Below are 22,721 nucleotides of genomic sequence, written 5' to 3'. Positions count from 1 at the left end.
ACTCCCCGTGGTACCGACGCAGTCCCACTCCACCCGATCGGCCCCGGACGGGTGCACGCCTGGTACACAGGTGTTATGCGAGCAGTGGTGCAGAGGGTGGACGGCGCGAGCGTCGTGGTGGCCGGCGAGACCGTCGGAGAGATCGTCGGGGAGGGGCTGTGCGTGCTGGTGGGGGTGACCCACGACGACACCCCGGAGAAGGCGGAGCTGCTGGCGCGCAAGCTCTGGTCGGTGCGGATCCTTGAGGCCGAGAAGTCCTGCAGCGACGTGAACGCGCCGCTGCTGGTGATCTCCCAGTTCACCCTCTACGGAGACGCCCGCAAGGGCCGCCGCCCCACCTGGAACGCGGCCGCCGGCGGGGCCTTCGCCGAGCCGCTCGTGGACGCGGTCGTGGCGCAACTGCGGGCGCTGGGCGCGACGGTGGAGACGGGCCGGTTCGGCGCGGACATGAGGGTCTCGCTGACCAACCACGGCCCGTTCACCATCGTCATCGACATCTAGGTCGTCTGGATCCGGCGCGCGGCGGTCATGGCGCCACGACGACCTCCTGCGCGGCGGCCGTCTTGCCCACCAGCAGCGGGGCGTCCACCGGGACGTTCCGCTTGACCAGCGCGAGCGCGATCGGGCCCAGCTCGTGGTGGCGGACCGAGGTGGTCACGAAGCCCAGCTGACGGCCCTCCTCCCCGTCCGCGGCCAGCCGTACGGGCGCGCCGTGCGCGGGGAGCAGCACCTCGGAGCCGTCCAGGTGCAGGAAGACCAGCCGGCGCGGCGGCTTCCCCAGGTTGTGGACGCGGGCCACCGTCTCCTGGCCGCGGTAGCAGCCCTTCTGCAGGTGCACGGCGGTGCCGATCCAGCCGAGCTCGTGCGGGATGGTGCGGTGGTCGGTCTCCAGGCCGAGCCGCGGCCTGTGTGCCTCCACGCGCAGGGCCTCGTACGCGAGCAGCCCGGCGGCCGGGCCGTGGGAGTCGGCGAAGGCCTCCAGGGCGTCGCGCGGCAGGAACACGTCGCGGCCGTACGGGGTCTCGCGTACGGCGAGTTCCTTGGGGACCTCGGCGATGGAGCCGGCCGGCAGGTGCACGACGGCGAACTCGGCGGTCCGGTCGGCGACTTCCACGCGGTAGAAGAAGATCATCGACTCCAGGTAGGCGATGAGCGCCTCCTGGGTGCCGGGCTCGACGTGCATCCACATCGTCTCGCCGTCGTCGACGAGGTAGAGCGCGTGCTCGATGTGGCCGTTCGCGGAGAGGATCAGCGCTTCGGTGGCCTGGCCGGCCGGGAGGGCGGTGACGTGCTGAGTGATCAGCAGGTGCAGCCAGCTCAGCCGGTCCGAGCCGGTGACGGTGACGACCCCGCGGTGGGAGAGGTCGACGAAGCCGCGGCCGTCGGCGAGCGTGCGCTGTTCTCCGTACAGCTCTCCGTAGTGGGCGGCGACGCCCTCGTCGCGGCCTTCGGCCTGCACGGCGCCGGGGAGATGGAGCAAGGGGCTGCTGGTCATGGCACCAGCGTACGACCCTGCCCCGGGCAGTCCTAGTGCCGCCCGGCGGCGCTCGTGCCGCTCTGCGGTGCGAGGCGGCGCCAGGTGGGGCCGGCGGGGCTAGGTGGGGCCGGGCGGGGCTAGCGCTGCTTGGCGGCGCAGGTCTTGCAGCGGCCGAAGATCGCGAAGTGCTTCATGTCGGTCTCGAAGCCGAAGGTGTCGCGGAGCTTGGACGTGAACTCGGCGGCGATGTCCACGTCCGCCTCGATGACCTCGGTGCAGTCGCGGCAGACCAGGTGGATGTGGTGGTGCCGGTCGGCGAGGTGGTACGTGGGGGCCCCGTGCCCGAGGTGGGCGTGCGAGACGAGCTTCAGCTCCTCCAGGAGCTCTAGCGTGCGGTAGACCGTGGAGATGTTGACCCCGGAGGCCGTCTTCCTCACCTCGACGAGGATCTCGTCCGGGGTGGCGTGCTCCAGGGCGTCCACGGCTTCCAGCACGAGTTGGCGCTGCGGGGTCAGGCGGTATCCGCGCTGGCGCAGGTCGCTCTTCCAGTCACCGCTGTCGGCGGCGGCGAGGTTCTCGGTGCTGTCGGTGGTCACCACCCGGCCAGTGTAGGCCTCGGGCCCGTTCGAGGGGAGCGGGGAGGCCGTACGGAAGGCGCCGCACGTGCGGGAGCCCCCGGCGGCCGAGGCTGCCGGGGGCTCCTGCGCACGCTTGCCGGGGCGCTCTAGCGGAAGAAGGCGATGCCGTCGTCCGGCATGTCCGGGAGGTTGCGCGCCATCTCCGCGACCTCCTCGGGCGTGACGACCTTCTTCAGCTGGGCCGACATGTAGGGGCGCAGCTCCACCTCGGGGGTGGCCTTCTCGCCGACCCACATGAGGTCGCTCTTCACGTAGCCGTAGAGCCGCTTGCCACCGCTGTACGGGCCGGAGGCCGCGGTGCGGGCGACCGCGTCCGTGACCACGTCGATCTGCGGCTTCTTGTCGGCGAGCTCGCCGTACCAGACCTCGACGACGCCCTGGTCACGGACCATGACGATCTCGACCTTGCGGTCATTGTCGATGCGCCAGTAGCCCGACTCGGACTCCAGCGGGCGCACCTTGTTGCCCTCGGCGTCGAGCACCCAGGTGTGGGAGGTGTACTCCAGGAAGTCCCGGCCGTCGTGGCTGAAGACGACTTCCTGGCCGAAGTTGCACTTCTCCTCACCAGGGAAGTCGAAGACGCCTGCGCCCTCCCAGTTGCCGAGGAGGAAGGCGAGGGGGACGAGACCGGGGTTCAGGTCGGACGGGATCTGGATCATGAATGGCTGCTCAGCTCAGGCGATCTGTGGGAGGGGTTCCGGTATCCGGGGCGGTCGGCGGCAGATCCGAGGGGATCAGCGCTGGCCCTGGTACAGCTTCTTCACGGCCAGGGCGGAGAAGGCGAGGACGCCGACACAGACCAGGACCAGCAGGGAGGTGAAGACTGCCTCAAGCACGGGGTGCTCCTCGGAGTGAAGGGTGGCGTTACGGGGCCGGTCCCCAAGCCTACTGGCCTGGGGACCGGGGCACCGTGTGAGGTAGCCCGTACGACGCGCTCCCCCGGCGGCCGCGCGCTAGCCGAGCAGCTGGTGCTGGAGGATCACCGTCTGGTGGAAGGGCACGGTCGCCACCTCGCCCTTGCGGGTCTGCAGGACGAGGGCCTGGATGTCTCCGGACTGGATGCAGCCCAGCTTGGTCTGCTCGTCGCCCGTGGGCTTGGGCTCCTGGTAGAGGATGATCTCGCTGGTGTTGCCCTGCGTGCTGAACCCGGAGGTCCGGGCCCCCAGCGGGTGCCGCTGCGAGGACTTGGCGTTGCGCCAGTCCGTGTCGATCTCCAGCCTCGTGGCACTGCCGATGCTGGTGTCGGCTCCGCAGCCCTTGAACGCGCCGAGGAACTCGGGTGTGTGGAAGCGCAGCAGGTAGACCCGCGTACGGGTGCCGTCCGGAGTGGTCCAGCCGCGCGCGGCGATCTGGCGCAGTCCTTCGTTCCCGAACTGCTCCTTCATCTCCTCGCGGGCCGTGGCCCCGTACTCCTCCAGGAGGGTGTCGACGGTCACCACCCCGTCCTTCTCCAGTTTCAGCGTGGAGTCGGGGGCCGATCCGGTGGGAGCCGGCAGGAGCAGCTCGGTGAGCCCCGCGTAGTGGATGCCGCCCGGGTTGTCCTCGGCGAACGGCAGGGGCGCGCCCGGCGGCAGTACCGGCTTGGTCAGCGCCGGGAACGTCCAGCGGCCGTCGGCCTTGGTGGACAGGCCCGGCATGTCGGTGCGCTCGGGCTGGGTGACCCCGTACGCGACACCCGTGCCCACGGCGCCGAAGACCAGTACGGCGGCGGTCCAGCGCAGTGCTGCGAACAGCTTGCGGCGGTCCTTGGGCGCGGCCGGGACCTCCGGGGCCGCGAAGGGGTTGGCCGCGAGCGGGTCCGCGGCGAACGCGGCGGCGGCGGCCGCCCCCTGCTCGTCCGCGGCGGGCCGGGGAGCCTGAGCCTGCTCGGGCACCCCGTCGGAGACAGGGTGCGTGACCGCGGCGGGCTGCGGCGCGGTGTCGTCGAGGAGCTCCGGCACGGCTCCGGTGGTGTTCTGCTCGGTCACGCGGACTCCCCGGGGGACTTCAGGTGCTTCATCTGGCTCTGGAAGAGCGCGACGGCGTTGGCGGTGGCGAAGGGCTTGGGCCCGTACGCGCGGAAGGTGACCATCACGTCGCCCTCGACGGCCACGCAGTCGATCGAGTCGATCTTTTCCTTCTTCTTCTCGCCGATCGCCTCCAACGAGCACTTGGCGTCCGGGAAGCCGTCCACCTTCGGAGCCGTGCGGCCGTCACCCGTGAAGTCGAGGAACTTCTTGCTGACCTCGGAGAACGCGCCCACGGCCTTCGGGTCGGCCTGCATGATGCGGATCTCGGCGAACCAGCTGGTCCGCTCGTTCACGTAGCTGCGTCCTGCCAGCCCCTTGAGCTTCAGGTTGGCCAGCATCTTGTCGCGGTCCTTGCGCTCGGCGCTGGTCAGGCCGCTGCGGGTCTCCTTGAAGCCCTCGACCGCCTTCTCGCCGGAGACGAAGAAGTTGTTGCCGTCCTCCTCCAGGTCCGGCCCCAGGACGAATCCGGCCGGAATCGGCAGCAGTTTGCCCAGGAGCGCGTTCGTCGGCACGGAGCCGGGGGCTTCGCGCTTCGGGAGCCCCTCGCCGAAGGGGGCCCAGTAGGCGGTGGGCGCATCCCGGTCGGCGTCCGCGATGGCGGAGGACGCCCAGACGCCGCCGCCCACGAGCACGGCTGCGGTCACGCCGAGGGCGATCAGGGCGACCGCCTTGCGGTTGACCTTGCGCGTACGCGCGGGCTTCGCGGGCGGAGCGAGGGGGGCGACTGCCTCCGCCTCGGGCGCCGGGGCCGGGGCCGGGGCCTGTGCCGGGGCAGGGGCCTGTGTCGGCGTCTCCTCCTGAGCCGCCTTCGCGTCGTTCTGCGGCTCGGTCACAGTCGCTCCAGCTGTCGCTTGGCCAGGTCCACGACGTCGCTTTCGCTGACCTTGCCGCGGTTGTTCGTGTAGTGGATGTCGAGCACGATGTCGCCTCGCCGGGCGATGGCGCGGGCTCCGCGCATCGGGAGGTACCCGGGCTTCTCGTCGGCCTTGGAGTCCACCCAGACGCGCCCGAGGTCCGAAGGGAGACCGGGAATGAGTACGCCGCTGTTGCCCGCGTACTCGGCCTCGGGCATGTACCTGGACTGACCGGTCTGGTAGCTGTCCGCACCAGAGCGTTCGTTGAACTGGATCAGCCGCACGTAGACGAAGGTCGTGTCGTTCACCGCCCAGCTCACCGCGGCGATCCGCCGGATGTCCTGTTCGGCGAGGTATTCCAGCTGGCTGTCCGGCTTCTTGAAGAAGGTCGCGAAGTATTCGATGGGCTCGTAGCCCGCCGCTTCGGTCTTCGCTCCGCCCGGCGCCTCGATCAGCAGCTTCGCGAGGTCGTCGTCCGTCTTGTGCCAGCGGTTGGCGTTGATCGTCTTGTTCGTGGTGGCGTCATCGGGCGCGAGCGCCTTCGGGTCCACCAGCTCCGCCTGCGCCAGCGGCGCCAGCGGGGTCGGTTCGCGGTCGTACTGGATCGCGTAGCCGGTGATCGTGCCCGCCAGGACGCCGAGGACGGCGGCGCCCGCGATCAGGAGGACCGCACGGCGGCCGCGTCGGACGCGGGGAGTGGCCGGAGCCGCCTCCAGAACTGCGTCGGGGGCCGCACCGGGAACGGTTGCGAGGGTGGCCGCAGGAGCGGCTTCAGGAGCGGCCGGAGCCGCGTCCGGAGTGCCCGGTTCCGGGGCGCTCTCCGCCTCTTTCCGCTGGTCAGGGATGGTCTGTTCGTGTTCCAAAAGAAGTCCCCCCACAGGACTGGAGTCGCGGACCGATCGCCCGCGTACACAGAAGACACCCTCGCGTGGGGAGATGTTGTGATCATCCTTATTACATTTTTATCTCAACGGGTTTCAATCCTCGCGACGCGGCTTTCCGTCCAGTTCGTCCCACCACTCGTCGGACTTCCGGTCGCCCGAGGGGTCGTCCCACCACCGGTCGTCCGGACCGCGCCGGTTCGCGACCATGGCGGCGACCGGCGGAATGACCATGGCGACCACGCACATCGCCACGGCGGCCTCGACGGACCACAGGCGCACGAAGGACCAGGCGGAGACGAAGAGGAACAGGCATCCGCCCATGAGCAGGAAGTAGGCGCGCCGGCGCCGGGCGTACATGCCTCCAGGGTAGAACCGGACCCCGCTCCCGGGGAGTCCCGGAACAGCACGAAGGGCCGCACCCCGATCCGATGGCGTCCAACCCCCGGGGGTGCGGCCCTTCGGCCGGTCGTGCAGTCATGCGGTCATGCGGTCATGCAGTCATGCAGGTGCGGTGCTCAGACCGCGATCGCCACGTCCGTGACGCCGCCGGACTCGACGACGACCACGGCGCGGTCCGCCTGGGCGCCGGGCACGAGGGCGCGCAGCGTCCAGGAGCCCTCGGCCGCGTAGAAGCGGAACTGGCCGGTGGCCGAGGTCGGGACCTCGGCGGTGAACTCGCCGGTCGAGTCCAGCAGACGGACGTAGCCGCTGATGGGCTCGCCGTCCTTGGTGACCTGGCCCTGGATGGCCGTCTCACCGGGCTTCAGCGTCGAGAGGTCGGGCCCGCCGATCTTTGCTCCACACATGTTCTCTGTCCTGTCCTAGAGAGGTATGACTACGGGCGTCGCATGCCCGGAATTACGAGTTGCCCGGAGTTACTTGTTCGCGCCGAGCTCGATCGGCACGCCGACCAGCGAGCCGTACTCGGTCCACGAGCCGTCGTAGTTCTTGACGTTCTCCTGGCCCAGGAGCTCGTGCAGCACGAACCAGGTGAGCGCGGAGCGCTCACCGATGCGGCAGTAGGCGATGGTGTCCTTCGCCAGGTCGACCTGCTCGGCCTGGTAGAGGGCCGTCAGCTCTTCGTCGGACTTGAAGGTGCCGTCGTCGTTGGCGTTCTTCGACCACGGGATGTTGCGGGCGCTCGGGATGTGGCCCGGACGCTGCGACTGCTCCTGCGGGAGGTGCGCCGGCGCGAGGAGCTTGCCCGAGAACTCGTCGGGCGAGCGGACGTCGACCAGGTTCTTCGTGCCGATCGCGGCGACCGCGTCGTCACGGAAGGCGCGGATCGAGGTGTCCTGGGCCTTGGCCTTGTACTCGGTGGCCGGGCGGCTGGGGACCTCGGTGCCGTCGACCAGGTCGCGGGAGTCGAGCTCCCACTTCTTGCGGCCGCCGTCGAGCAGGCGGACGTCCTGGTGACCGTAGAGCTTGAAGTACCAGTAGGCGTAGGACGCGAACCAGTTGTTGTTGCCGCCGTAGAGGACGACGGTGTCGTCGTTGGAGATGCCCTTGGCGGAGAGGAGCTTCTCGAAGCCCTCCTGGTCCACGAAGTCACGGCGGACCGGGTCCTGGAGGTCGCTCTTCCAGTCGATCCGGACGGCGTTGGTGATGTGGTTCTTGTCGTACGCGGACGTGTCCTCGTCCACCTCGACGATGACGACGTTCGCGTCGTTCAGGTGGGCCTCGACCCAGTCGGCGTCTACGAGGACGTCGCTGCGGCTCATGATGTTCTCCTCCGGGGCAGTGTGCGGCGGGGTGCTGCTGGTGGTGCTGGGAGCGTGCGTCCGGGTGCGCTCGCGCATCCTGTTGCGGGGAGGCTTCAGGAGGGCGGGAGGCAGAGGTGGTCACACGGGAAAGCGGAAGGCCGTCGTCCGGCTATGGAGCGGGATGCGCTCACACGTCACATGGATCGACAGAGCATGGCGGCGACGCGACACAGGTCTACTGCCCGTCGCTTCGTGAGGTCCGCCTGCTGATGCTTCATAGCCATGGATCGTAGGGACGAATCGGCCGCCCTGTCACCGCCGTGTCATATTCCGAGACAGGATCGTCCGGATGGTGAGATGAGGCCTCTTGTGGATCTTCGGGTGCGAGCCGCCCGGAGCCCCGTAAGGCCCTCCCAGCTGCGGATCGGACCCACCCGTCTCACTATCCGGCCAGGGCGAGATCCTTACCGCCCAGGGTGAGCACCACGCCGGCCTCGTCCGAGGTCAGCTCCGTCAGCCGGACCCCCGACGGCAGGCCGGCGCCGATCCGCCGGTCGAAGTCGGTCTTCTTGCGGACCACGGCCTCGATCCCGGGGAGGCCCTCGCCCGGCACCTCGTCGGCGCGGACCCGGACGATCATCGAGCCCTTCCCGTCGCCGGAGTCGACGAGGGAGACCGTCGACACCACGCTGCGGCTGAAGGTCCTGCCGAGGAACTCCACCCTCGCGGTGACCTTCACCTTGCCCGGCGCCCCGCCGTAGGCGACGGTCACCCCGGGCTGGGCGGCCGCGGTCAGATCGGCGTACGTGACGAGGGCCGAGCCCTTGGCGGACCGGGCGGTACCGCCGTTGTAGTCACCGTTCAGCTCCACCCCGCGGAAGGCGACCCGCAGCCGGGACAGGTGCGTCGTACGGCCCTCCGCGGTCGCCACGTCGACTCCGGCCACCTTCAGGTCGACCTGGTCGAGGTCCCGGGAGAGCAGCTGGGTCAGGAAGGGGAACCCGTGGATGTCCGCCTCCACGCCGGACAGGCCCTGCCGGGCCCGTATCTCATCCGCCAGCCGGTTCTCGGCATAGCCGGCGGCCCAGCGGTCCACCCCGACGAACAGGCAGCCGAGGACCACTCCGACGATCACAACGACACGCAGGACACGCACGTGCCCACCCCCCAGACGATTGGTACGTCGGCCCAGTGGACCATGACCGGCCGTGAGGGCGCTGTGAGTTGGCGCGAGGCGGGGCGGGGCGGGGCACGGCGGGGGTGCGTGGGGTGTGGTGGGGCGGGTGGGGGTGTGACAACGCCCGCCCCGGCGAGCGGGGCGGGCGCTGTGGAGGGGAGGCCGGGCCTCAGCCCACCACCCTGCCGATCAGGTAGACCGCCGGAGCCGCCGCGGCCAGCGGCAGCGCGACACCGGCCGTCATGTGGACGAACTTCGACGGGTAGTCGTACGCCGCCACGCGCAGCCCGATCAGCGCGCAGACCCCGGCCACCAGGCCGATCAGCGCACCGCCCGCTCCGACGGACATCAGCCCGCCCACGGCGATGCCCGCACCGGTCGCGGCGGCCAGCGAGACGCCGACCGAGGGCGCGGTGGGCAGCGGGAGCGCCCGCGCGAAGACGGCCACCGCCACGGCGGCGGCGCCCACGCTCACGGCGGCGGAGTCGGCCGCGAGGTAGCCGGCGCAGACGATGGCCAGCGCGGCCGAGGCCACCGAGGCCATCAGCCCGTACATCCGCTCGTCCGGATCCGCGTGGCTGCGCAGCTGGAGCACCAGCGTCAGCAGCACCCAGGCGCCGAGGGTGCCGATGATCGCGCCGGGGCCGTACGGCTCGTCCACCGCGAGCACCGCCACATCGGCGACGACCGCCCCGGCGAAGGCCAGGGCGATGCCCTGACGGGCCGGCCACATGCCGTTGAGCCGGAACCAGCCCGCCGCGGTGAGGCCCTGGAGGGCGATCAGGGGTGCGAGCAGCGCGAACTCGCTCAGCGCGGCGGCGGCCGCGAGGACCAGCCCGAGGGCGGCCGTCAGTATGGCCGCCTGCGGACCGGGATCGATGATCGGAGAGCGGCCTTCGGCGCGGGCCTGGGCCGGGTCCACGGCGCGCAGCGTGTTGCCGGCGAGGGTGGGCGGCGACCAGGCGGGCTCCTCCTCGGCCGCCCCGCCGGCCACCCCGCCGGCCACCCCGTCGCCCGCCACCGGGTGCGCGGCGGGAGCCCCGTCCGGGACCTGGACCGCCTGCTGCGGGAGGTACGGGGCCGACTCCGTGGCCCACTCCTGGCCGGGGGCCGGAGCCTGGACCTGGGCCGCCTGGGCCTGGGCCTGAGCCGGCTGCGCCTCCGGCCGGAACGGGTCGGACGGGCCGGGGTAGGGCTGCGCGTACGCCGTCTCCCCCCACTGCTGCGGGGGCTCGCCCTGTGGTGCCTGCTGCGCCTGTGGTGCCTGCTGCGCCTGCGCGGCCTGCGCCTCGTCGCGGAACCAGTGGTCCGGGGCCGCGGTCTGCGGGTAGGCCGGAGCCGCGTAGGGATCCGGGTAGGGGTCCGCGTACGCCTGCTGCTGCCCCCACTCCTGCCCGGAGACGGGCTCCTGGGCCTGCGGCTGGGGGGCCTGGGCCTGCGGCTCCTCGCGGAACCATCCCTCGGGGGCGACCGGGTACTGCGCCGGTACGCCGTCCAGCGGCGCCTGCACCGGCTGGTACGAGGTGTCCCACGTCGGGGACTGCCAGGTCTGGGTCCCGTACGGATCCGGCTGCTGCTGTTGCTGCTGCTGCTGCTCCAGAAACTGCTGATGCTGTAGCTGCTGCTGTTGCTGCTGTTCCTCAGGCGTGCTCATGGGGCTCCGCTCACCCGCCCGCGAACGGCGGGAGCACCTCGACGGTGCCCCCCTCGGTCAGCTCGACGGAATCGTGCGGGCGCTTGCCCACGGGCTCTTCGTTCACGAGGAAGGAGCAGCGCAGCAGGACCCGGGTCAGCTCCCCGGGGTGGCGTTCCCGCACGGCGTCGAGCGCCTCGGCCAGTGTCCGCGCCGAGTACGGCTCCTCCGCCGTCTTGGCCGCGGCCTTGGCCGCCGCCCAGTAGCGGATGGTTCCGGTTGCCACTGCACGCTCCTCTCGTCGGCGCTCTGCCGTCGGCCTCCATCATGAACCCTCGCGCCCCCGATCCCGGCGTGCCTCCGCGCGCCCCGCGTGCGCCCAGGCGGCCCGCACCGGGTCCACCGATACGGTGAAACCGGCGCATATGCAGGTCCCGGGGGTGGCGGGAACCACAGAAGTGGAACGCGCAGAAGCCTCGGCCCGGCCCGGGAGGGTGGGCTATTCTGCTGGCGAGAGGATCCGGGCAACGTAGCCCCCGGGTCCTTTTGTGCTTTCAGCACGTTGAACTGACCGAGAACAGTGGTGTCCATCCGGGCCTCAGGGCGCGGGGACGGACGGACACCGGCAAGTCGTACGAAGCAGTGCCGCGAAAGTCCTCGACGGGACCGAGGAGGAACCGACGTGATGGACCAGCGAACCGTCGTGCAAGTGCAGGTGCAAGCAGTAGAGGTACGGGCAGTAGGGGTACCGGCGCACGCACCTGCGCACGCACACCACCAGCACGACCAGCACGACCAGCAGCACCGTCCGACCAGGGCGGGTGGTCGGGCATGAGCTCACTCCTGCTCCTGACCAACGCCCTGCAGCCCTCGACCGAGGTCCTGCCGGCCCTCGGCCTGCTGCTCCACAGCGTCCGGGTGGCCCCCGCGGAGGGCCCCGCCCTCGTGGACACCCCGGGCGCCGACGTGATCCTCATCGACGGCCGCCGCGACCTGCCCCAGGTGCGGTCGCTGTGCCAGCTGCTCCGCTCCACGGGGCCCGGTTGTCCGCTGATCCTCGTCGTCACCGAGGGCGGCCTCGCGGCCGTCACCGCCGACTGGGGCATCGACGACGTCCTCCTCGACACCGCGGGACCGGCCGAGGTCGAGGCGCGGCTGCGCCTCGCCACCGGCCGCCAGCAGCTCGGCTCGGACGACTCCCCGATGGAGATCCGCAACGGCGACCTGTCGGTCGACGAGGCGACGTACTCGGCGAAGCTGAAGGGCCGGGTCCTGGACCTGACCTTCAAGGAGTTCGAACTCCTCAAGTACCTCGCCCAGCACCCGGGCCGGGTCTTCACCCGTGCGCAGCTCCTCCAGGAGGTGTGGGGTTACGACTACTTCGGCGGCACCCGCACCGTCGACGTGCACGTACGGCGTCTGCGCGCGAAACTCGGGCCCGAGCACGAGTCGCTGATCGGTACCGTCCGCAACGTCGGGTACCGCTTCGTCACCCCGGAAAAGGTGGAACGGGCGGCGGCGGAAGCGGCCGCGCAGGCGGCCACGAAGGCGGCGGCCGAGGCCTCCGCGCGGGCTGCCGCTGCACTCACCCGGATGGACTAGGGGTCCTGTGGGAAGGCTGTGGGAATGACCTCCTCCGGACGCCCTGCCCAGAGGTAGGTCACCCCGCGTAGACTTCCGCGCGTGGCCAAGGTGACGCGGGATGACGTGGCACGACTTGCGGGTACTTCTACCGCCGTCGTGAGCTACGTCATCAACAACGGACCCAGGCCGGTTGCCCCGGCCACGCGCGAGCGTGTCCTCGCCGCGATCAAGGAGCTGGGCTACCGCCCGGACCGGGTCGCGCAGGCGATGGCCTCACGCCGCACCGACCTCATAGGCATGATCGTCCCCGATGCCCGCCAGCCGTTCTTCGCGGAGATGGCGCACGCGGTCGAGCAGGCCGCCGCCGAGCGCGGAAAGATGGTGCTGGTCGGCAACTCCGACTACCGCACCGAGCGCGAGGTCCACTATCTGCGGGCCTTCCTCGGGATGCGGGTCTCGGGCCTGATCCTGGTCAGCCAGGGCATGAGCGAGCAGGCCGCCTCCGAGATCGAGGCGTGGGACGCCCGCGTGGTCCTCCTCCACGAGCGCCCCGAGGCCATCGACGACGTCGCCGTCGTCACGGACGACATCGGCGGCGCTCAGCTCGCCACCCGGCACCTCCTCGAGCACGGGCACCCGTACGTGGCCTGCCTCGGCGGCGTCGAGAGCACCCCCGAGGTCGGCGACCCGGTGGCCGACCACGTCGAGGGCTGGCGGCGGGCCATGCTCGAATCCGGCCGCTCGGTGGAGGGCCGGCTCTTCCAGGCCCCGTACAACCGCTACGACGCGTACAAGGTCGCCCTGGAGCTGCTGGCCGGGCCGGACCGCCCGCCGGCGATCTTCTGCGCTACGGACGACCAGGCCATCGGCGTCCTGCGCGCCGCGCGGGAGCTGCGCATCGACGTGCCCGAGCAGCTGGCGGTGGCCGGCTTCGACGACGTCAAGGAGGCGGCCCTGACGGACCCGCCCCTCACCACGATCGCCTCGGACCGCCCCGCGATGGCCCGCGCCGCGGTGGACCTCGTCCTGGACGACGCCCTGCGGGTGGCGGGTTCCCGCCGCGAACGCCTGAAGCAGTTCCCCTCGGCCCTGGTCATCCGCCGCTCCTGCGGCTGCCGCTAGTGCCTTTTCGACGCGGAGCTCGCACCACTCGGCCCTAGGGCCTCCCGGGCTTCGCCCCGCTGCGCCGGACTCGGTCCGGCGGTGGCCGGGCGGGGTTGCCGCCACTGCCGTCCTGGCGCGGGGGCCGGTGGGCGGGTGCGGCCGGCCGGGCCCTGCGGGGCGGAGTTCCCCTACCCGCCCTTCGCCCGTTCCCCGGGCTCTGCCCGGACCCGGTCCTCAAACGCCGGACGGGCTGGATGTGCCGCTGCGCGGCAAAATCCAGCCCCGCCGGCCAAATCCAGCCTCGCCGGCGTTTGAGGCGCGGGGTCTGGGGCGGAGCCCCAGGGGGTCCGGGCCCAGCCCGGGCTTATATCGGGCATACACGGTTCTGTCGGGCTTCTCAGCGGGGACTCAGGAAGCTCTCATCATCGGCGGACAGAGTCGTATCCATGACCGAGAACCTCCGCCGCGAAGGCGAGTACCCCCAGGAAAACCTCCCCCAGCAGCCCGCCCCCTGGGGCGAGGACTGGCAGCGCGGTCGTGACCGGCTCGCACAGGACGCCGCGTACCCGCCGCCGCCGGCCTACCCCCCGGCCGCACCCGCCCCCGGCTGGCACGAGGCCCACACTCCCCCGGTCATCCAGGGAGAGACCGTCCCCCAGAACAGCGGGAGCGGCAACGGCGGCAACGGCGGCTGGGCCACCTGGGGCGAGGCCGCCCCCGCGGCCCCCGGCCCGGCCCGGGCCCAGGGCCACGCCCGTGCCAAGCGCCCGGTCGCCCTCCTCGCCGCCGTGGCCCTCGCGGCCGCCGTCGTCGGCGGCGGAACGGCCGCCGCCGTCCAGCAGATGCTGGACAAGACCGGCAACGCCGGCACCGGCGTCAACGGCAGCACCATCTCCCAGTCGAACAAGGGCACGGTCACCGGCGTCGCCGAGAACGTCAGCCCCTCCGTGGTCCGCATCGACACCAGCACCACCTCCGGGCAGGGCACCGGCTCCGGCATCGTGATCACCGCCGACGGCGAGATCGTCACCAACAACCACGTGATCGACGGCGCCGCCAAGATCCAGGTGACGATGAGCGACGGCCAGAAGTACAGCGCGAAGATCGTCGGCACGGACCCGGACAAGGACCTCGCCCTCATCAAGCTGGAAGGCGCGAGCGGCCTCAAGCCGGCGAGCCTCGGCAACTCCGACAGCCTCAAGGTCGGCGACGAGGTCGTCGCCATCGGCTCCCCCGACCGCCTCACCGGCACGGTCACCAGCGGAATCGTCTCAGCGCTCGACCGCGAGGTGAACGTCCCCAAGTCCGAGCAGAAGCAGCAGTCGCCCGAGGACGGCTTCCCGTTCTCCTACGGCGGCCGGCAGTTCAACGGGAACACCGGCACGGACACCACCTCGTACAAGGCCATCCAGACGGACGCCTCCCTCAACCCCGGCAACTCCGGCGGCGCCCTCGTCAACATGAACGGCGAGATCGTGGGCATGCCCTCCGCGATCTACTCCCCCTCCAGCGGCAGCGGCTCCGCCGGCAGCGTCGGCCTCGGCTTCGCCATCCCCGTCAACACCATCAAGGCCGACCTCCCCTCCCTCCGCAAGGGCGGCCCGGGCGGCGACGGCGGCAGCAGCAACGGCAACAGCGGCTCCGGCAACAACACCGCGAACGGTTTCGGGACCTCCTTCTAGCCCGACTTCCAGGCCGCCCGTGCGAGCCTGGTAGGAGACCGACCACCACCTGGGGGGACCCCGTATGAGCGCCGAAGGCGACCAGCAGCGCATCCTCGTCGTCGACGACGAACCGGCCGTACGCGAGGCCCTGCGCCGCAGCCTGGCCTTCGAGGGGTACGGCACGCAGACCGCCGTCGACGGGCTCGACGCCCTCGACAAGGCGGACTCGTACGCCCCCGACCTGATCATCCTGGACATCCAGATGCCGCGGATGGACGGCCTGACCGCCGCCCGCCGGCTGCGCGCCGCCGGCAGCACCACGCCGGTCCTGATGCTGACCGCCCGCGATACGGTCGGCGACCGCGTCACCGGCCTCGACGCGGGCGCCGACGACTACCTGGTCAAGCCGTTCGAACTGGACGAGCTCTTCGCCCGGGTGCGCGCCCTGCTGCGCCGCAGCTCCTACGCCGCCCCCGCCGGCGGCGACGGCCGGCCCGAGGACGCCGACGCGCTGACCTTCGGGGACCTGCGCATGGACCTCGCCACCCGCGAGGTCACCCGCGGCGGCCGCCCGGTGGAGCTGACCCGTACCGAGTTCACCCTGCTGGAGATGTTCCTCGCGCACCCGCGCCAGGTCCTGACCCGCGAGCAGATCCTCAAGACCGTATGGGGCTTCGACTTCGAGCCCAGCTCCAACTCCCTGGACGTGTACGTGATGTACCTGCGCCGCAAGACCGAGGCCGGGGGCGAGCCCCGCCTGGTCCACACCGTGCGCGGGGTGGGATACGTCCTGCGCGCCGCGGGGGCCGGCGACACCGGCGGCCCGGAGTGAGCCCCACCGCCAGATTCCGCGGCCTCCCGCTCCGCTCCCGCCTCGCCCTGCTGGTCACCGTCGCGGTGGCGCTGGCCGTGGCGGCGGTCGCCGCGGTGTCCTGGGTGATGGTGCGTACGCAGCTGCGCGACCAGCTCGACCGGTCCCTGATGGCCACGAACGCGTCCGCGGAGGTGGGGCGGCTCATCTTCGACAACCGGCCGTGCCCGGACAAGGCGCCCACGCAGAACGACCAGAACACCCAGCCCGGCCAGGAGATCGCAGGCAGCCTCAACGCGTCCGTCCAGATCGTGACGGCCGACGGCAGGCACTGCTGGGTGAGCGGTCCGCAGAACCTGCCGGTCACCGAGCTCGACAAGCAGATCGCCGCGGGGCTGCGGGGCGGCACCCTGCACGACGTGACGACCGCCGAAGGCGTGGACATGCGCGTCTACACCCAGCCCGCGCGCGTCTCCCCGACCTCCCCGCTGTTCGCCATCTCGGTCGCCAAGCCGCTCGCCGACATCGACAAGCCCCTGTCCACCCTGGCCTGGGTGCTCGTCTTCGTCTCCGGCGTCGGCATCCTCGGCGCCGGCGTCGCCGGCCTCTGGGTGGCCCGTACCGGCCTGCGCCCGGTCGACGAGCTGACCGGCGCCGTCGAGCACATCGCCCGTACCGAGGACCTCACCGTCCGGATCCCCGACGAGGGCGACGACGAGATCGCCCGGCTGTCGCGCTCCTTCAACTCCATGACGGCCGCGCTCGCCTCCTCCCAGGAGCGCCAGGCCCAGCTGATCGCGGACGCCGGGCACGAGCTGCGCACCCCGCTCACCTCGCTGCGCACCAACATCGAGCTGCTGGCGCGCAGCGAGGAGACCGGCCGGGCCATCCCGCCGGAGGACCGCAAGGAGCTGCTGGCCTCGGTCAAGGCGCAGATGACGGAACTGGCCTCGCTGATCGGCGACCTGCAGGAGCTGTCCCGCCCGGACGCGGCCGCCCCCGGCCCCCTCGGGGTGGTGGCCCTGCACGAGATCGCGGGCGCGGCGCTGTCCCGGGCCCGGCTGCGCGGTCCGGAGCTGGACTTCGACTCGGACCTGGCGCCCTGGTACGTACGCGGCGAGGCGGCGGCCCTGGAGCGGGCGGTCGTCAACGTCCTGGACAACGCGGTGAAGTTCAGCCCGCCCGGCAGCACGGTCACCGTGTCGCTGCGCGCGGGCGCGCTGACCGTACGGGACCGCGGCCCCGGCATCCCGGCCGACGACCTCCCGCACGTCTTCGAGCGGTTCTGGCGCTCCCCGTCCGCCCGGGCCCTGCCCGGCAGCGGCCTGGGCCTGTCCATCGTGGCCCGTACGGTGCAGCGCGCGGGCGGCACGGCCGAACTCCGCGCCCCGGCGGACGGCGGCCCGGGCACGGAGGCGGTGCTCCGCATCCCGGGCGCCCCGACTCCGCCGCCCGCGCAGGCGTCAGTTGTGCCGGATCAGTGAGGCGACCAGGCCGGAGCGGGTGTTGGGGAAGTCCATGGGGACGATCCCGAGCCCGGTCCGGCCGGTGAGCTCGGAGCCGTCGACGAAGGCGTGCACCTGCGGGCCCAGCCGGTCGGAGTTCCAGCGGGGCGGCAGGGCCGCGGCCGTGCTGGTGTAGTTCATGAAGAACCTGCCGGGCTGCTGGACGGCCTTGCGGAAGTGGTTCTCGATCTTGCCCCGTTTGGCGAAGGGCTCGGCCATGTAGTCGTCCTGGATGTCGAAGACGTTGCCGTCGCCGTAGCGCAGACCGCCGGGGAGGCCGCCGTTGTCGGGGAGCAGCAGCACCTTGCCGCGCACCTGACCGAGGGTGGGCAGCGAGTCCGCGATCTTGAAGAGCGGGCTCCAGCCCCGGTTGTTCAGGTAGTCGTCGAAGACGGCGCGGAAGGTGGTGTTGCTCTCCTCCGAGTACTCCTGCTTGAGCCGCATCAGCACGGTCTCGGAGGGGTGCGCGGCGAGGAAGTTCCAGCAGGCGGCGAGGACGTCGCCGAACATCAGGTTCTGGTAGTACGCGCCGTGGTGGATCGCGAAGGATCCGCCGGTCACCCGGCAGCGGACGTCGAGGAAGCGGATCCCGGAGCCGAGCTGGTCGGCGATGGAGGTGTTCTGGCAGGCGACGTAGAGCCCGCCCCGGGTGGCGCCCGAGTCGTGGGTGCCGGGGATGGTCATGCGCTGGAGAGCGGTGGAGTCGCCGAGTCCGCTCATCCAGTCCTGGGTGGAGAGTCCCGCGGCGGTCGCCGGGGCCGCGCCGAGCCCGGCGACAACGCCGGTGGCGCCCAGGGCCGCCGCCCCCGCCAGGAAGCTGCGCCGGCGCAGCCCCGTACCCGCGCCGCCGCCCGCGTTCGTGCCCATGCCGGTGCCCGTGCCCACGCCCATGCCCGCCCCTTTGCCGACCCAGTGGTGGCCCGGATTATGGCGTGCGGAGCCATGCATTACTACCCACGGGTAGGGGTCAGCTTTCGAGCAACTCCGCCATCGCGCGCAGCCCTTGGGCGAGGGACCGGCCGTCCGGCGCGTGCTCCGGGTCGGTCAGGCACTGCACCATGACCCCGGTCAGCAGCGCGATGTGCACCGACCCGAGGCTCCGTACGTCCTCCTCCGCGACCTCCCCGACGGGGACTCCGCGCAACTGCGCGGCCACCATGCGGCGGTTGCGGCGCTGACCCTCGGCCAGGACGGCGAGCAGCTCGGGCGAGGACTGCGCGTGCACGAAGGCCTCGACGGAGGCGGTCCAGAGCCAGCGCATCTCGCCGAAGTCCCGGATCTTGCGGTCCCAGGTGTCGGCGTAGCGCTCCCGCGCGGTGTCACCCTGCCCGGCGAGCCGGCCCGACCCCGCGGCCCACTCGTCCATGGCCGCGAACAGCGCCTGGTTGAGCAGCACCTCACGGGTGCCGAAGTGGTAGCCGATCGCGGCCATGCTCACCTGCGCGGCCGAGGCGATGTCGCGCACGGTCGTCCGGAGGTACCCCTTCTCCTCCAGGCAGCGCCGGGCTCCGGCCAGCAGGTCCTCGCGATTTCCCATGCCCGGATCGTATCCGCGCCCCATTTTGGGCAAGCGCGCTACACGAGCGTATTGCGCGCTTGCCCAAATCCTGGCAGCCTGATCCCAGAGCCACCGACCAGCCCGCCCTACCAGCCCGCCCGACCAGCACAAACGGGGAGAGCAACGCCATGCCGAGCAACGCCATGCGCCACGAGCTGAAGATCGACGACCGCACCCTGTCCTACCTGGACTTCGGCGGGCCCGGCCGCCCCCTGCTCGCCCTCCACGGCGGGCTCTCCGAGGGCGCCCACTTCACCGCGCTCGCCGCCGACCTCGGCGAGCAGTGGCGGGTCATCGCCCCCGACCAGCGCGGCCACGGCGACTCCGGCCCCGCCCCCGAGTACAGCCGCGCGGGCTACGCCGCCGACGCCGCCGCCCTGCTGGAACACCTCGCCCCCGGCGGCCCGGTGCCCGTCCTCGGCTTCTCCCTCGGCGGGGTCAACGCCTGTCACCTGGCCGCCACCCGGCCCGATCTGGTGTCCGCCCTGATCAACGTCGACGCCCCGGTGGAGAGCCCGAGCCGGGACGCCCTGTCCTTCTGGGACTTCCTGCACGACCTCCCGTACACCGCGTCCACCCGCGAGGAACTCCTCGCCGCCCTCGGCCCGCTCGCCGAGGGGACCGGGCCCTTCCTGCGCCCGCTGCCGCAGGACACCGGCTGGCGGCTGCCGTTCGACCCCGCGGCCACCCTGGCCACCCTCGCCGGGGACGAGAGCTCGCGCTGGGACGTCTGGCTCGCGAGCGGCTGCCCGGCGCTGCTCGTCCACGGGCTGCGCAGCGACGTGCTCTCCCGGGAGCTGGCCGGCGCGATGGCCGCCCGGCGCCCCGGGACCTCGTACGCCGGCCTCGACACCGAGCACTTCGTGCCCTTCCAGGACCCGAAGGGCCTCGCGGAGGCCGTACGCGGCTTCCTGGCCGCGCTGTAGGCCGCCGGGGAACTCCGCAGGACCCCCGGGAACGCCGAAGGGGCGGCGGGCCGGTGGCCCGCCGCCCCTCAAGAGGCAGGAACTGCTTCAGGTGCTACTTGATGACCGTGATCCGGCCCGCCACCGGCGGGGCCAGCGGCGCGGCCGCCGAGGAGTGCCCCGTCAGGTAGGCGTTGAAGATGTCCAGGTCGGACGCGCCGACCAGCTTGTTCTTGTGCTCCTTCAGGACGCCGAAGCCGTCACCGCCGCCCGCGAGGAACTCGTTCATCGCGACCCGGTAGGTCCGGGCGGGGTCGATGGCCTCGCCGTTCAGCTTCACCGAGTCCACGACGATGCGGTCCGCGCCCGCCTTGGTGGTGTCCAGGGTGTAGGTGAAGCCCTTGGAGACCTGCAGGATCTTCGGGCTGATCCCGTTGACCGGGCCGCTGACCTGCTGCTGGAGCGCGGTGATCAGCTGGGCGCCGGTCAGGTCGACGACCGTCATCATGTTGGTGAACGGCTGGACCGTGTACGACTCCCCGTACGTCACCACACCGTCGCCCTCGGCGCCGGCGGCCTTGTAGGCCAGGTCCGCGCGGATGCCGCCCGGGTTCATGATGGCGAGCTGGGCACCGCCCTTGGCCGCCGGGGCCAGGGCCTCCAGCTGCGCGTCGGCGATCACGCTGCCGAGCGGCTTCTCGTACTCCGACGAGCCGCGGCCCGCGATGTCGGCCGAGATGTAGCCCATCGGACGGTTCGCGATCGGCGCGGCCAGCGCGTTCCAACGCTCGATCAGCGCGGTCAGGTCCGGGGCCTTGGGCTGGTCCCGGGTGACGACCTTCTGGACCGCCTTCGGCGAGCGGACCGGCGTACGGACGATGTCCTTGGTCGCGCGGTCGTACGTCAGGGTGGTGTCCGTGAACAGCCGGCCGTACGAGGCGGCCGAGGTGACCGTGCGCGGCTTGCCCGCCGGGTCGGGGATGTTGCACGCGTACGCCTGGTGCGTGTGGCCGGTGACCAGGGCGTCGACCTTCGGCGAGATGTTCTTCGCGATGTCGACGATGGCCCCGGAGATGCCGGCGCCGGCGCCCGGCACGTCGCAGTCGTAGTTGTACGCGCCGCTCGCGGGCAGGCCGCCCTCGTGGATCAGCGCCACGATCGACTTCACGCCCTGCTTGTTCAGCTCTTCGGCGTACTTGTTGACCGTCTCGACCTCGTCGCCGAACTTGAGGCCCTTGACCCCGTCGGCGGTCACGATGTCGGGCGTGCCCTCGAGGGTGACGCCGATGAAGCCGATCTTCACGTCCCCCTTCTTCCAGATGAAGGTGGGGTTCATCATCGGACGCTTGGTCTTCTCGTCCACCACGTTCGCGGCGAGGTACTTGAACTCGGCGCCGCCGAACTCCTTGCCGTACTCGAAGCAGCCCTCGACCGGGTGGCAGCCGCCGTACTGCATGCGGCGCAGTTCGGTCTTGCCCTCGTCGAACTCGTGGTTGCCGACGCCGCTCACGTCCAGGTCGAGGTCGTTGAGCGCCTCGATCGCCGGCTCGTCGTGGAAGAGGCCCGACACCATCGGGCTGGCGCCGATCATGTCACCGGCTGCGGCGGTGACGGAGTAGCGGTGTCCCTTGCGGGCCTCGCGCAGGCTGGTGGCGAGGTACTCGACACCGCCCGCGGGTATGGCCTTGGTGGTGCCGTCGGCCTGACGCTCGGTCACGGTGCCCGAGGAGCCCTGCGGGGGCTCCAGCGTGCCGTGGAGGTCGTTGAACGACAGCATCTGCACGTCGACGGTGCGGCCGTTGTCCTGGCCGTATCCGTCACCACTCGCGGCTCCGGCCGGAAGGGCGGCGGCGATCATCGCACCGCCCGCCGCGGCAGCGGCGAGAGCGGTGAGGGCCAACCGGCGGTTTCGGCGGTGCCGTTGTGGCGTCGCTGACATTTGGTCCCCTTTGCGGACAGCGATACATCTTGGGAGGTCTGCCGCAGCCTAGAGTCAACGCGCGTAGCGCGACAGGGGGTACCGGGTATCGAGCTGGTTACACGCAGGAGACGGACACCCGGCGGCGGGACTGTCCGCGGCCGGTTCGCTGCCGGTTCGCGGCCGGTTCGCGGCCGGTTCGCGGCCTGATCGCGCGGCTGCCGGGACGCCCTTCCGGCCCGCACCCCACCGCTCCCCCACCATGGTCGTAGGCTCGGTTCCATGACTGACGACGCAGCAGTGGTCCTGGAGCCGGGACGGCAGATCCAGACCCTCGACGAACTGACGGACGAACAGGCCGACGCCGTTCTCGCCCTGATCGAGGACGCGGCCCGCACCGACGGCACCACCGCCGTGTCCGAGCAGGGCCGGCTCCAGCTGCGCGGCGGGGCGCGGGAGGGGATCCGCCACTTCCTCCTGACCGCCGACGGGCGGCTCACCGCGTACGGGCAACTGGAGGACACCGACCCGGTGGAGGCCCCCGCCGCCGAGCTCGTCGTGCACCCCTCGCTGCGCGGGCGCGGGCACGGGCGGGCGCTGGGCACCGCCCTGCTGGCCGCCTCCGGCAAGCGGATCCGGGTGTGGGCGCACGGCGGCAAGTCAGCGGCCCGGCACCTCGCGCAGGTGCTCGGGCTGACCCTGTTCCGCGAACTGCGCCAGCTCCGCCGCCCGCTCGGCGCCGACTCGGCCCCCCTGCCGGAGGCCGTCCTCCCCGCGGGCGTGACCGTACGCACCTTCGTGCCCGGCGCCGACGACGCCGCCTGGCTCGCCGTCAACGCGGCGGCCTTCGCCCACCACCCCGAGCAGGGCTCGCTCACCCAGCGGGACCTGAACGACCGCATCGCGCAGCCCTGGTTCGACGCCAAGGGCTTCTTCCTCGCCGAGCGCGACGGCGAAGTGATCGGCTTCCACTGGACGAAGGTGCACGCCGAGCAGCAGCTGGGCGAGGTCTACGTCCTCGGCGTACGCCCCGGCTCGCAGGGCGGCGGCCTCGGCAAGGCCCTCACCGCGATCGGCCTGCGCCACCTGGCCGCGGCGGGCCTGCCCACGGCGATGCTCTACGTGGACGCCGACAACCCGGCGGCCCTGGCCGTGTACGCGGGCCTCGGCTTCTCCACCCACGAGGTGGACCTGATGTACCGCACGGAGAGCTGACCCGCGTCCGCAACCGGGGGCCGGGGTCCCTCCCCCGGCCCACGGCTATTCGTCGGCTCCCCGACTCCCCGGCTACTCGGCT

24 protein-coding genes are annotated in these 22,721 nt (G+C 71.7%); 8 read left to right on the top strand and 16 right to left on the bottom strand.

The window, feature by feature from the left end:
• The first annotated feature begins 75 nt into the window (after positions 1-75).
• Positions 76-501 (top strand): D-aminoacyl-tRNA deacylase, encoded by a 426-nt coding sequence (dtd, locus tag ACFWBW_RS12870; RefSeq protein WP_243339461.1) that lies wholly within the window; start codon positions 76-78, stop codon positions 499-501.
• Between the two features lie 25 nt (positions 502-526).
• Here the strand turns inward: dtd and ACFWBW_RS12865 are convergent, their stop codons facing one another.
• The 13 genes from ACFWBW_RS12865 to ACFWBW_RS12805 all read right to left on the bottom strand — a co-directional run bounded on the left by ACFWBW_RS12865 (position 527) and on the right by ACFWBW_RS12805 (position 10,661).
• The gene (locus tag ACFWBW_RS12865) at positions 527-1,495 is read right to left on the bottom strand and encodes a YgfZ/GcvT domain-containing protein (protein WP_385371175.1); all 969 of its coding nucleotides are present in this window, start codon (positions 1,493-1,495) and stop codon (positions 527-529) included.
• Between the two features lie 119 nt (positions 1,496-1,614).
• A complete protein-coding gene (locus tag ACFWBW_RS12860; RefSeq protein WP_385371172.1) occupies positions 1,615-2,076 on the bottom strand; it encodes a Fur family transcriptional regulator in 462 nt (153 codons plus the stop codon).
• Between the two features lie 125 nt (positions 2,077-2,201).
• Entirely contained in the window at positions 2,202-2,774 is a 573-nt protein-coding gene (locus tag ACFWBW_RS12855; RefSeq protein WP_385371169.1) for an FABP family protein, read from the bottom strand.
• A 294-nt stretch (positions 2,775-3,068) separates the two neighbouring features.
• Positions 3,069-4,082 carry a hypothetical protein gene (locus ACFWBW_RS12850; protein ID WP_385371166.1) on the bottom strand — a complete coding sequence of 338 codons (1,014 nt, stop codon included), beginning with the start codon at positions 4,080-4,082 and terminating at the stop codon, positions 3,069-3,071.
• Positions 4,079-4,957: a hypothetical protein gene (locus tag ACFWBW_RS12845; RefSeq protein ID WP_385371164.1), complete on the bottom strand. Its 879-nt coding sequence runs from the start codon at positions 4,955-4,957 to the stop codon at positions 4,079-4,081. Before ACFWBW_RS12845 ends, ACFWBW_RS12850 begins: the two co-directional genes overlap by 4 nt.
• The gene (locus tag ACFWBW_RS12840) at positions 4,954-5,841 is read right to left on the bottom strand and encodes a hypothetical protein (RefSeq protein ID WP_385371162.1); all 888 of its coding nucleotides are present in this window, start codon (positions 5,839-5,841) and stop codon (positions 4,954-4,956) included. Before ACFWBW_RS12840 ends, ACFWBW_RS12845 begins: the two co-directional genes overlap by 4 nt.
• A gap of 114 nt (positions 5,842-5,955) precedes the next feature.
• On the bottom strand, positions 5,956-6,219 hold the full coding sequence (locus ACFWBW_RS12835) for a DUF3099 domain-containing protein (RefSeq protein ID WP_385371159.1): 264 nt from the start codon (positions 6,217-6,219) through the stop codon (positions 5,956-5,958).
• A gap of 158 nt (positions 6,220-6,377) precedes the next feature.
• The gene (locus ACFWBW_RS12830; RefSeq protein ID WP_243339454.1) at positions 6,378-6,668 is read right to left on the bottom strand and encodes a DUF1416 domain-containing protein; all 291 of its coding nucleotides are present in this window, start codon (positions 6,666-6,668) and stop codon (positions 6,378-6,380) included.
• Between the two features lie 69 nt (positions 6,669-6,737).
• Positions 6,738-7,583 (bottom strand): sulfurtransferase, encoded by an 846-nt coding sequence (locus ACFWBW_RS12825; protein WP_112449118.1) that lies wholly within the window; start codon positions 7,581-7,583, stop codon positions 6,738-6,740.
• A gap of 176 nt (positions 7,584-7,759) precedes the next feature.
• Positions 7,760-7,843 carry a putative leader peptide gene (locus ACFWBW_RS12820; RefSeq protein WP_350206375.1) on the bottom strand — a complete coding sequence of 28 codons (84 nt, stop codon included), beginning with the start codon at positions 7,841-7,843 and terminating at the stop codon, positions 7,760-7,762.
• 164 nt (positions 7,844-8,007) lie between these two features.
• Complete coding sequence (locus tag ACFWBW_RS12815; protein ID WP_385371154.1) at positions 8,008-8,721, bottom strand: DUF2993 domain-containing protein; 714 nt, start codon at positions 8,719-8,721, stop codon at positions 8,008-8,010.
• A 190-nt stretch (positions 8,722-8,911) separates the two neighbouring features.
• Positions 8,912-10,396, bottom strand: a complete 1,485-nt coding sequence (locus ACFWBW_RS12810; RefSeq protein ID WP_385371152.1) for a hypothetical protein — start codon at positions 10,394-10,396, stop codon at positions 8,912-8,914.
• Between the two features lie 10 nt (positions 10,397-10,406).
• The gene (locus ACFWBW_RS12805; RefSeq protein WP_112449116.1) at positions 10,407-10,661 is read right to left on the bottom strand and encodes a MoaD/ThiS family protein; all 255 of its coding nucleotides are present in this window, start codon (positions 10,659-10,661) and stop codon (positions 10,407-10,409) included.
• 545 nt (positions 10,662-11,206) lie between these two features.
• Between ACFWBW_RS12805 and ACFWBW_RS12800 the strand changes: the two genes are divergently transcribed.
• The 5 genes from ACFWBW_RS12800 to ACFWBW_RS12780 all read left to right on the top strand — a co-directional run bounded on the left by ACFWBW_RS12800 (position 11,207) and on the right by ACFWBW_RS12780 (position 17,022).
• Complete coding sequence (locus ACFWBW_RS12800) at positions 11,207-11,977, top strand: response regulator transcription factor (protein ID WP_385371149.1); 771 nt, start codon at positions 11,207-11,209, stop codon at positions 11,975-11,977.
• A gap of 81 nt (positions 11,978-12,058) precedes the next feature.
• Positions 12,059-13,081: a LacI family DNA-binding transcriptional regulator gene (locus tag ACFWBW_RS12795; RefSeq protein ID WP_385371146.1), complete on the top strand. Its 1,023-nt coding sequence runs from the start codon at positions 12,059-12,061 to the stop codon at positions 13,079-13,081.
• A 428-nt stretch (positions 13,082-13,509) separates the two neighbouring features.
• Positions 13,510-14,745: a S1C family serine protease gene (locus ACFWBW_RS12790; RefSeq protein ID WP_385371144.1), complete on the top strand. Its 1,236-nt coding sequence runs from the start codon at positions 13,510-13,512 to the stop codon at positions 14,743-14,745.
• Between the two features lie 64 nt (positions 14,746-14,809).
• Positions 14,810-15,559, top strand: a complete 750-nt coding sequence (locus ACFWBW_RS12785) for a response regulator transcription factor (protein ID WP_385371141.1) — start codon at positions 14,810-14,812, stop codon at positions 15,557-15,559.
• Positions 15,556-17,022, top strand: a complete 1,467-nt coding sequence (locus ACFWBW_RS12780) for an ATP-binding protein (protein WP_385371138.1) — start codon at positions 15,556-15,558, stop codon at positions 17,020-17,022. The genes ACFWBW_RS12785 and ACFWBW_RS12780 overlap by 4 nt, the downstream gene beginning before the upstream one ends.
• Here the strand turns inward: ACFWBW_RS12780 and ACFWBW_RS12775 are convergent.
• On the bottom strand, positions 17,002-17,910 hold the full coding sequence (locus ACFWBW_RS12775) for a phosphatidylinositol-specific phospholipase C (RefSeq protein ID WP_385371363.1): 909 nt from the start codon (positions 17,908-17,910) through the stop codon (positions 17,002-17,004). The two genes, ACFWBW_RS12780 and ACFWBW_RS12775, sit on opposite strands and share 21 nt — an antisense overlap.
• 100 nt (positions 17,911-18,010) lie before the next feature.
• Positions 18,011-18,580 carry a TetR/AcrR family transcriptional regulator gene (locus ACFWBW_RS12770; protein ID WP_385371135.1) on the bottom strand — a complete coding sequence of 190 codons (570 nt, stop codon included), beginning with the start codon at positions 18,578-18,580 and terminating at the stop codon, positions 18,011-18,013.
• Positions 18,581-18,729: 149 nt separating this feature from the next.
• Here ACFWBW_RS12770 and ACFWBW_RS12765 point away from each other — a divergent pair, with 149 nt between their 5' ends.
• Positions 18,730-19,527: an alpha/beta fold hydrolase gene (locus ACFWBW_RS12765; protein WP_385371132.1), complete on the top strand. Its 798-nt coding sequence runs from the start codon at positions 18,730-18,732 to the stop codon at positions 19,525-19,527.
• 94 nt (positions 19,528-19,621) lie between these two features.
• Here ACFWBW_RS12765 and ACFWBW_RS12760 read toward each other — a convergent pair whose 3' ends face one another.
• Positions 19,622-21,445, bottom strand: a complete 1,824-nt coding sequence (locus tag ACFWBW_RS12760; protein WP_385371129.1) for a bifunctional metallophosphatase/5'-nucleotidase — start codon at positions 21,443-21,445, stop codon at positions 19,622-19,624.
• A 261-nt stretch (positions 21,446-21,706) separates the two neighbouring features.
• Between ACFWBW_RS12760 and mshD the strand changes: the two genes are divergently transcribed.
• The gene (mshD, locus tag ACFWBW_RS12755; protein ID WP_385371126.1) at positions 21,707-22,639 is read left to right on the top strand and encodes a mycothiol synthase; all 933 of its coding nucleotides are present in this window, start codon (positions 21,707-21,709) and stop codon (positions 22,637-22,639) included.
• The last annotated feature ends 82 nt before the right edge of the window (positions 22,640-22,721 follow it).

The organism is Streptomyces sp. NPDC059957, assembly GCF_042730015.1.
Taxonomy (GTDB): domain Bacteria; phylum Actinomycetota; class Actinomycetes; order Streptomycetales; family Streptomycetaceae; genus Streptomyces.
Note: the sequence above shows the minus strand (reverse complement) of the source record. Positions and strands in the feature narration are given on the sequence as shown.

What these genes read in the sequence shown, in the direction of transcription:
- ACFWBW_RS12820 (WP_350206375.1), bottom strand. Translation starts at nt 7,843, where the DNA reads ATGAAGCATCAGCAGGCGGACCTCACGAAGCGACGGGCAGTAGACCTG.
- ACFWBW_RS12790 (WP_385371144.1), top strand. Translation starts at nt 13,510, where the DNA reads ATGACCGAGAACCTCCGCCGCGAAGGCGAGTACCCCCAGGAAAACCTC.
- ACFWBW_RS12765 (WP_385371132.1), top strand. Translation starts at nt 18,730, where the DNA reads ATGCCGAGCAACGCCATGCGCCACGAGCTGAAGATCGACGACCGCACC.
- ACFWBW_RS12770 (WP_385371135.1), bottom strand. Translation starts at nt 18,580, where the DNA reads ATGGGAAATCGCGAGGACCTGCTGGCCGGAGCCCGGCGCTGCCTGGAG.
- ACFWBW_RS12800 (WP_385371149.1), top strand. Translation starts at nt 11,207, where the DNA reads ATGAGCTCACTCCTGCTCCTGACCAACGCCCTGCAGCCCTCGACCGAG.
- ACFWBW_RS12835 (WP_385371159.1), bottom strand. Translation starts at nt 6,219, where the DNA reads ATGTACGCCCGGCGCCGGCGCGCCTACTTCCTGCTCATGGGCGGATGC.
- ACFWBW_RS12855 (WP_385371169.1), bottom strand. Translation starts at nt 2,774, where the DNA reads ATGATCCAGATCCCGTCCGACCTGAACCCCGGTCTCGTCCCCCTCGCC.
- dtd (WP_243339461.1), top strand. Translation starts at nt 76, where the DNA reads ATGCGAGCAGTGGTGCAGAGGGTGGACGGCGCGAGCGTCGTGGTGGCC.
- ACFWBW_RS12865 (WP_385371175.1), bottom strand. Translation starts at nt 1,495, where the DNA reads ATGACCAGCAGCCCCTTGCTCCATCTCCCCGGCGCCGTGCAGGCCGAA.
- ACFWBW_RS12760 (WP_385371129.1), bottom strand. Translation starts at nt 21,445, where the DNA reads ATGTCAGCGACGCCACAACGGCACCGCCGAAACCGCCGGTTGGCCCTC.
- ACFWBW_RS12825 (WP_112449118.1), bottom strand. Translation starts at nt 7,583, where the DNA reads ATGAGCCGCAGCGACGTCCTCGTAGACGCCGACTGGGTCGAGGCCCAC.
- mshD (WP_385371126.1), top strand. Translation starts at nt 21,707, where the DNA reads ATGACTGACGACGCAGCAGTGGTCCTGGAGCCGGGACGGCAGATCCAG.
- ACFWBW_RS12785 (WP_385371141.1), top strand. Translation starts at nt 14,810, where the DNA reads ATGAGCGCCGAAGGCGACCAGCAGCGCATCCTCGTCGTCGACGACGAA.
- ACFWBW_RS12830 (WP_243339454.1), bottom strand. Translation starts at nt 6,668, where the DNA reads ATGTGTGGAGCAAAGATCGGCGGGCCCGACCTCTCGACGCTGAAGCCC.
- ACFWBW_RS12810 (WP_385371152.1), bottom strand. Translation starts at nt 10,396, where the DNA reads ATGAGCACGCCTGAGGAACAGCAGCAACAGCAGCAGCTACAGCATCAG.
- ACFWBW_RS12775 (WP_385371363.1), bottom strand. Translation starts at nt 17,910, where the DNA reads ATGGGCACGAACGCGGGCGGCGGCGCGGGTACGGGGCTGCGCCGGCGC.